Source organism: Streptomyces sp. NPDC054841 (assembly GCF_053611045.1).
On record NZ_JBSGZO010000405.1, the window covers coordinates 1 to 7986 of the forward strand.

Annotated in this window: 5 protein-coding genes; 3 read left to right on the forward strand and 2 right to left on the reverse strand. The window is 63.2% G+C overall.

What is annotated here, in order from left to right:
* Window positions 1-43: 43 nt before the first annotated feature.
* A complete protein-coding gene (locus ACWGI8_RS34690; protein ID WP_453667100.1) occupies window positions 44-1702 on the reverse strand; it encodes a hypothetical protein in 1659 nt (552 codons plus the stop codon).
* Between the two features lie 190 nt (window positions 1703-1892).
* On the opposite strand from ACWGI8_RS34690, the gene ACWGI8_RS34695 reads away from it, so the two are divergent.
* Window positions 1893-2321, forward strand: a complete 429-nt coding sequence (locus tag ACWGI8_RS34695; protein ID WP_453667102.1) for a hypothetical protein — start codon at window positions 1893-1895, stop codon at window positions 2319-2321.
* A gap of 1362 nt (window positions 2322-3683) precedes the next feature.
* Here ACWGI8_RS34695 and ACWGI8_RS34700 read toward each other — a convergent pair.
* A complete protein-coding gene (locus ACWGI8_RS34700; RefSeq protein WP_453667104.1) occupies window positions 3684-5084 on the reverse strand; it encodes a hypothetical protein in 1401 nt (466 codons plus the stop codon).
* A 252-nt stretch (window positions 5085-5336) separates the two neighbouring features.
* Here ACWGI8_RS34700 and ACWGI8_RS34705 point away from each other — a divergent pair, with 252 nt between their 5' ends.
* Window positions 5337-6596, forward strand: a complete 1260-nt coding sequence (locus ACWGI8_RS34705) for a competence protein CoiA family protein (RefSeq protein ID WP_453667105.1) — start codon at window positions 5337-5339, stop codon at window positions 6594-6596.
* A gap of 288 nt (window positions 6597-6884) precedes the next feature.
* Window positions 6885-7940, forward strand: a complete 1056-nt coding sequence (locus ACWGI8_RS34710; protein WP_453667106.1) for a competence protein CoiA family protein — start codon at window positions 6885-6887, stop codon at window positions 7938-7940.
* The last annotated feature ends 46 nt before the right edge of the window (window positions 7941-7986 follow it).

A 7986-nucleotide genomic window follows, 5' to 3' on the forward strand; every position in this document is an offset into this window, starting at 1 on the left:
GGGCCGGCGATGGGTGAACGACCGACATCGAAATTCTGCAATATCACCTGCGGCACCACTCCGAAAAGACATATGGGAGGGGGCAGCCACCGGGCGGCATCGGATCGTGAATGTAGTGGATCAACACCAGGACGAATGCCATCGCCAGCAGGACGAACAGCTCGGCCAGGAGAATTGCTTGGCGGACCTGTCGAACCCTCATGCTCAACGTCGAGGAGTCCCGGGCAAGCAGGAGGGCCGCAGTAAAGGCAACCGGCACGAGAATCACGGTCGCGTCCTTTGCGGTCAAGTCAGCTCTGGCAGCGCCGCGCACGGACAACAGCAGGATTCCGAACGCCGTAATGAACATGGTGAGCCAGAGCATGCACGAATTCAGTCTGGTCAGACGCAGGGGCAGTCTGATCCAGATGCGCTTCGGCCGATCCCGGGTCGAATCCTGCCGAAAGTAAAGCTCGAACGTCCGCACCTCTTCGTCCACCCGCTGCGAGGGCTTGAACCGATTGCCCAACGCATCACGCGCCTCGGGCCGATGCAGCCGCACAGTCGTGTCGGCAACCCGGACGCTCACGTGATTGGTCTCCGCATCCGCGAAGGAAATCAGCGTGTAGGCGGTCTTCCGAGAGTTGTCGCGAAGCGGCGAGAACTCGTCGCGTGTCTTGGTGAAATAAACTGCCCGCCTGTGCGACACCGTGATGATGAATGACTCATCCGGTGGGACAGTGCAGCGGGCGAATGCCACCCAGCGCATGCCGTAACTGAAATAGGTTTCAAGGAGTTTCCGGGCTTCGCCGACATCCCCACTGGGTGGATTTGAAATGATATCACTCGCACCATTCAAGAGGTCGCGAAGAGCAGTCAACAGTTGGAGAACCTCATCTCCAGAGGGCGGGTCGGTGCCCTTCGCTCGCAACTCTTGGAAGAAATACGGGAGCGCAAGCAGCGGATACTTTGCGCCACTCAAGTACTCGGCAATGGAGTGATCTCCGGCCAGGCGTCCGATTTCGCGGGAGACGTCCCGCCAGCGCAGATAGAACTCCTCTATTATCTCCATCGTGAAGTCGTCCAAAGCCGGATCAGCATCCCTGGCGATGGAATTGAGGTGCTCCCTGATTTCGTCGACCTCATTTCGCCGCTCCCAGTGGCCGAATGTCCGCAGGGATAGGTGATGGTATTTTCTCCACACCTTCTCATATGGACTCGGCGGAAAATAGAAGACACAGGTCAGAAATTCTACGAATCTCTCGGGTAGCCCATTCATCACCACAGGGAGGCCGACCCTCTCGGCCATGCGAACAATATACTTTGCCTGAATCCTGGCGCTCTCATCCAAAGGAATCCGGTAAACCTCTTTCCCGTTGACCGTGATTTTGAGGTCAAGAACAGGGATAGTCGGCATGTCGGTGATGGGGAGGATAAGAGCTGAATCACCGCTCTTATCCTTGAAGGGGCTCCACGAGCGAGCCTCAAGAACACTTCTCGCCGGAATGAGCGATTGCTTCTTGATCTCATCACCATCACCGCAATACTCGCGCAGAGCCGTGACAAGGGGCTTGACATGGATCTCACGTTTTCGGTCCGACCACAGGGCGCTTTCAAGTTCAATCCGCTCGATGGCTCGCAGTCGCCAGGCAAAGGGATTGTCCAGGAGTGCGACGGCCGCCTGGTCCAGCACCTCGGCCTCTTCCTGGGATAGGGACACCATCTTCAGGCCCTCTCCTTGGGAACGGAGTACCACAAGTGGCACATACATGTGCCATGCTGAAGCGCCACGCTGGCCGGGGCAACCAACAGGCAGCCATTCAGGTATATCTTGCACACGAGCCATGACCGCGGTCACGCAACCGGCGTATCCCCGCACGCGGGGGGCCAGCAGTTGGCATACATATGGATGCATGCTCTGCGATCGACTGAAGAATGCCTGCGCAGCCTTCATGGCAAGCTCATCGAATGAGGCCGAGCCCTCTGACGACATGTGCGCCAACTCCGCGTGGGTGGTGACACTGTTCAAGGCTCTCGCCTATATCGCGCTCATGGCATTCCTGGGGTTCACCGCAACCAGCACCAGAGACCTTGGGCTTACCGGCGTCATCGCAGGGACCTTCGTTGCCGCTACTGCGCTCACGGGATTGATCATCAACCGCCACCTGTGGGCCCCGGCAATCCTGGCTCTGGCGGTCTCGGGGCTTGCAGGGTACGGCGTCTTCGCAACGCACCCGAGCCACCCGTCCGCCGGGGTGGCACTGGCCTGCGCGGTTGCAGCCTTCGGGGCACTCTTCTTGAACGCAAGCACCATCGCGCACCCTCGGCGGCAGCGAGAGTAGGCCTCAGTCGGCACATATACGACAGCGGATAGGCCTTCGGCCCGGCCACGTCAGCTATAGCTAGAGGCTGTCCGGCCGATCACGAGGTGTCGATCTGCGCAGAGGAAGGGCCGGAGGTTGGCAGCCCGCCGACGGGCTGGTTCACGCGGGGTGCGGCGGGGGATGAAGCCCGGAGGGCGATGTCAGGGGCGCCGATGATGTTTTCCCACTACCCGTCAGTAAGTTGCACGCGCGTCATGCAAGACGATCTACCGGACCAGGCTCCACTCCGAGGGCGAATTCCGCAGATTGATCACAACTCAATACGCGCCCTAGTCCGGCACGAGCGGTCGCGTCCGCTGCACGGAGACCCGCCCGAAGCTGCCATCGGCCCATGACCATTGTGCTGGAGACGCCGATGAGGGCGATAGCCGCTGCGGCTACAGACCCGATTCCCTGGAGATCCATGAGCTGATGATCCCTTTTCTCCGGCCTCGTGTTTGGCTGTTCTACTCTCCCGCTCACGCCGCTGGTTAGGGCTCGGTAGCACACAGAGAGGAGCAGGGACGATGCGCTAGTCGCTCCCGGCCTCGGCAGCCGAGGACACCCGGTGAAACCCGACCCGGCCGAAGACGGGCCTGTTCATCCGGCTGATCTTCACGTACGCCGCCCCGGCCCGCCCGGCCCGGCACTGAAGGACAGTCCCCTCAGCCGAGCCATCGCCCGCGCTGCTCAGATCAACCGGAAGCTACCGATCGGCGCGGACTACCAGAGTCGCCCCATCGGCGGCCCCTCTCTCTGCCAATTCGCCTGCAGATGGTGGCCCACTTGGCGCTCCGCGCCGCCTCGCGCTTCACAACGCCCTGTCGGCCCTCTGGCGGAGACGCAGGAGCAGCCCGGCACCATCCCTCGCTGCGCCCTGTTCGCTGGCTTGTCATCCCACCCTTGCAATCGATCAGCACCGGGCCACGTGCCTTCGCCTCGATGAGATCCGGGAACCAGCAAATGGAACTGTCCGTCCGCCGGAGCGCGCTTTGAAGCGCCCTACTCAGCAGGCCCTGCCCCCAGAAATCCTTCCCATCCTCGTCCGATGAGTTGCTCGGTGACGTGTCGCTCGTGCGCATCGCCTATCGCTTTCCGCTGCTGAAAGCTCGCCATGAAGGCGGTGTGATCCGCCGGGGAAGTAGGTAACTCTCCGTGGATCCAACCAGGCCAGTCCCCATTTGTCTCAGTAGTTCTCACTGTGTTCGCACCAGTCCGTGGACGTCCAAATACGTCCACGGACACTGTTCTCAACATGGCCGAAGTTCGACCGCTAAGGCCACCCTAGAGATTGTGCCGTACGGGGTCTGAGCTATCCAGTGAAGGCCATCAGGCCATCACTCACCTGCTCATGCGCCGTCTCGTATTCCGCTCCGCCTGCGGTGGCTCATCACCGTAGAGCGCCGCCAGCACCAGGTCACGCTGCCCGCGGAACGTACGAAAGACCTGCTGGCGGACAAGATCACTACTGATTCCAGTCGTGCCGATCTGCCCCGTCTCGACCAGGCGTGTGAACAACGTGTTGTCGAGGTATCCGGGCACGTTCTTGTAACCGAACCGGACCGCACCATTCCGCCCGTCCTTCAGGCGGGCATCCTGACGCAGCGACTCGAATTGGCGCCGGGAGAAGTACATGCCGTAAATCATCTCCGAGGTGTGCGGCAGTACCGACCTCGGGTGACAGAGCTTGATCCAGCTTGGGTTCGCGTCGAGACGCTGCTCGCTACCACCGTCTGCCACGCTCGCCGCATACCGATCCAAGGCCCTCATGCGCTGGAGCTCCTTGGCAAGGTTCCGGTCGCTGTTCGGGTAGTAGAAGCCGCCCTTCTCCGCATCGAGTTTCTTGTACTGAACGAGGACCATGCTGTTTCGCGAGACGTTGTAGAAGATGACGTCGCACCCCAGCAGTCGTTCCGCTGTTGCCCGGTTGGCGTTCCCGACGAGCAGTGTTCGTCCGTGCTCGCGGAACTCTCGCCACGCGACGTGATCAGTGGCGTTGCTCAGCCATCCCCGCATCGTCTGCGTGTCGTGGGCAATGAGGTGATCCTCGAGCGCAGGCTGGGCGGCCATCGTGTCGGGACGGTGACTCCCGTCCTGAGGATCGGGCTGGCCCCGGCCCTCTGGGGCTGATGACTCCGCAACCAAGTCAAGGAAAAGCGGCGGCATCCTGTCGTCGTAGAGCTCCTCCGCGGGAGGATCCCATTCGGCCAGATCTAGGGCCCTGAAGCCCGCCATGCGCGCGGATATCAAGGTGCCGTCGCGCTGCAGGGAGACTGCCTGGCCAGCGCGCGAAGTCCCGAAGTCCCATGATGAGATGGCGCCTTCGATCTCATCGACAGCATCGCGTGCTTCGGGGCGTCGTTCCAGAAGCAGGCGTCGCAACTCTGATCCTGCGGTCTTGGTCTGAAGCCCCTCCGCAGCAAGATGGCGCCGCAGATGTCTCGGCACAGCTTCGAGCAGCTCCGACAACGGCACCGGAACTTGCAGAGGACGGACATAAGTGACTCGCAACTGCTTCACCGAGTCTGCCGCCTTGCGGCCGCGAACGCACTTGCCTACGTACTTGATCTCGTAACGTCCATACCCGTCTTGAGCTGCGATAAGGGCCAAGTGCCGCCCCTTGAAGAGCTCTTCCTTGCGTATGAGTGTCCATTCGTACTCGAGACGACGAGACCGGTAAATCTCCTCGAGGGTCCTGACGTCTTCGTACTCGAAGCCCTCGCACTTGATGATCGCAACCATGGCAGCATTCTGGCCCAACCCGGCTACCCACGGGCCGGCTTCACCCAGCGGAGACCGCTTCTGCCGGCCCTCCGCCACCCGGCGAGCCAGCAAGAACCGAACCTCGCCGATCACGAGGGTGACCGCTGAATGACCCGCACCGAACCAGCAGGCCAGCGCTTCGTGATGATGCCCCCTATCCGAGCGGGGCCAAAACCGAAGCGACTACGCGATCTGGTGCATTGTCAGTCCCCCTTCCTACCCTGATGAGTTATGGCGAACGGCGTGTGGCATACGGGCTATCACATCAAGATCGAGTTAACGCATGCGGAACTCGGACACCCGGACCGTCCTGAGCTGCTCGACGAGATCACTAGGCCGATCGAGCAGCGCGACCGCGAGTTGCTGCAGTGTTTGCAGCACCACGACACCGGCATCTGTCGGGCCGAAGATGAAGATCGCTCCCCTTGGATGACGATCCGTCGCCGCACTGTCGACGGAGTCACGACCCTGGTGGCTGCGCATCTGCCGGTACGCACCAAACCGACAGCCGATGAGAGCGACAAGCACAAGGCGCTCAAGGAGCGGATCGCGCGTGCCGCGCACCGCCAGGGCCTCTCGGCGCAGATTGAGGCCCGCAGCACGGACGGCAAGGTGCGCAACGACGTCCTGGTATCGGGCAGTGCAGGACGCATCGGTTGGGAGGCACAGTACTCGCCGATCACGGCATCGACGGTTCGACGGCGTTCGGCTGCCGCCGCGGACCGCGGGATCATGCCTTTGTGGGTGACCAATGATGACCGGGCGGCGCTGATCGACCGGGCGCCCTGGGTGCGGGTCGATGACATGCCGTGGCGCGCCATCGCCTCCGAACGCACGATGCTCGTGCGCGGCGGGGTGCGGCATTTGCAGGACTGGGCCTGCACGCCGGCCGCCCAGAGACCCTGCCCCCTCAACGGCAGTTCGTGCGGGGGCCTGCACGTAGCCTGGACCCTGCCTGCCCTTTGCCTGCCGCCCAAGGCACACACCCAAGTCGACGCCCTCGTCGCGGCCAGCGCCGAGGGCGACTACGTCCCCATGAAGATCCCAGGCCAGCACAACCCCCGGGCCTCGACACAACTGTGGGCACCGACAGCCGACCGGGACCGCTGGCGCAACATCATCGGCGAGGACGAACCACTGCCCGACGCCGAACCCCCGGCGCAAGCAGGTCTGACGTTCACCGAAGAGGACCTCGACTCCACCTGCCGCTACGGCGAGGACACCCGCGTCTTCGACGACCGACGACCACGCCGCGATCACGCTGACGCATCCGGCCTGCACACCTTACCCGAAGTACCCCAGCGAATCTTCCGCATCCCCCAACAACCTCAGCGCCTCAACGTCAACCCCGAGCAGCGCGCCAAGGCGGCGCAGCTCCACGGCTGTCCCATCTGGCATGTCGGCCCGTGCGCTGGCTGCGGCACACCCATTCATCGCTACGGCCCGGGCTCCGCACACGCCTGCGCCACCTGTCGAAAGCGTGCGCGCTAGGCGGTGGTGTCACATCAGGTCACCTCGAATCCGGAGCCCCTCCCGATGTCCGTTACTGCGGGCCAGTGGCGGCACAAGGGACCTGCTCCCGCCGAGACTGTGTCATCGGAGCCGTGCACACTGGAGTCATTGAGGGCAGCAGGAGGGGCGACGGCCTTCAGGGCACTGCACGCACAGTGGGGAACCGTCTTCGCCAATCTGGCCGACCTCGGTTGCGGGCGCGACTGGACGGCGATCTGGAGGGCGAGCCCCCCAGCTCCTCTCTCCTGTGCCGAATGTGGGCACACGATGTACGCGAAGATCTCGCACAACGGCCTGCACTTCTTGGCACACGCCCCCGGGGCACCCCACTGCGCGCTCGCCGAGGAGACCGCGCACCACCACTTGCTTAAACTTGAGCTCGCTACCGCCGCCCGCGCTGCCGGCGCCCATGCAGAACTCGAAGCCCGCGGTCCCGCAGGCACCTGGCGCGCCGACGTGTTGGCCACCGATCCCGCAGGCGACTGGCAGATCGCCCTGGAGGCCCAGCTCTCCCCCATCACCCGTCAAGACATCGCTGCTCGTGCTGAGTTGATGCGCAACGATACGGTCTGGTCGATATGGTTCAGCGATCGCCAACGCCCACTGTGGCTCGGCCACGTCCCCAGTGCCCGAGTGTCCCTCAGCGACGAGCACAGCCTCCTCGTCGCCGACGCGCTGGCCAAGTTCGCCGAGGGGGCCTGGCAGGCCGGCCCGCATGTTCCGGTGGCAGAGTTTCTCGGGTGGATCTTTACCGGGCAAGTCATCGCCCATCGCCGGCAGGCCCCCGTGACCGCTCCCCTGCGCGAATGGCAGACGGTATGGACCGCGCCCCGCTACGCGAAGAACGAGGCCGCCCACCTGGCGGAAGCTCAGCGCCAGCTGCGCGAGCAACGCGCGGCCGAGCAGCAACGCAGTGCGGAACGGATGCGCGCAGCGCAAGAACGCGACCGGCAGCGCTTCGGTGCTGAACGCTCTGATGACCACCACGCAGCGATTCAGGCATTGACACAACGCCAAGCCGCCCTGGAGAAGCCGGTGTACGACTTCATACGCCACGCGATAGGCGCCCACCCGTACATCGATGAGGATCCGGCACCCGAGTTCGCCATGGGCCTGCCGGTCTACATCGGCCAACACCCCTGCGGCGTGGTGTGCCCTGTCGCCAGCAGAATCCCCTCCGTAAGGAAGCATCTCGCGCCTTTGGTGATCTTCGTCGCATCACACCAGGAGAAGAACCGCATCGCCGCGCAGACCCAGCCCGGCCAGCGCATCGTCGGGGAGTGTCATGAATCAGGTGTGTTCCTCCCCGAAGGAGTCACCTGATGAATACGACGACTGATCACCTGATCGAGGCCGGGGGCGGCGTGTC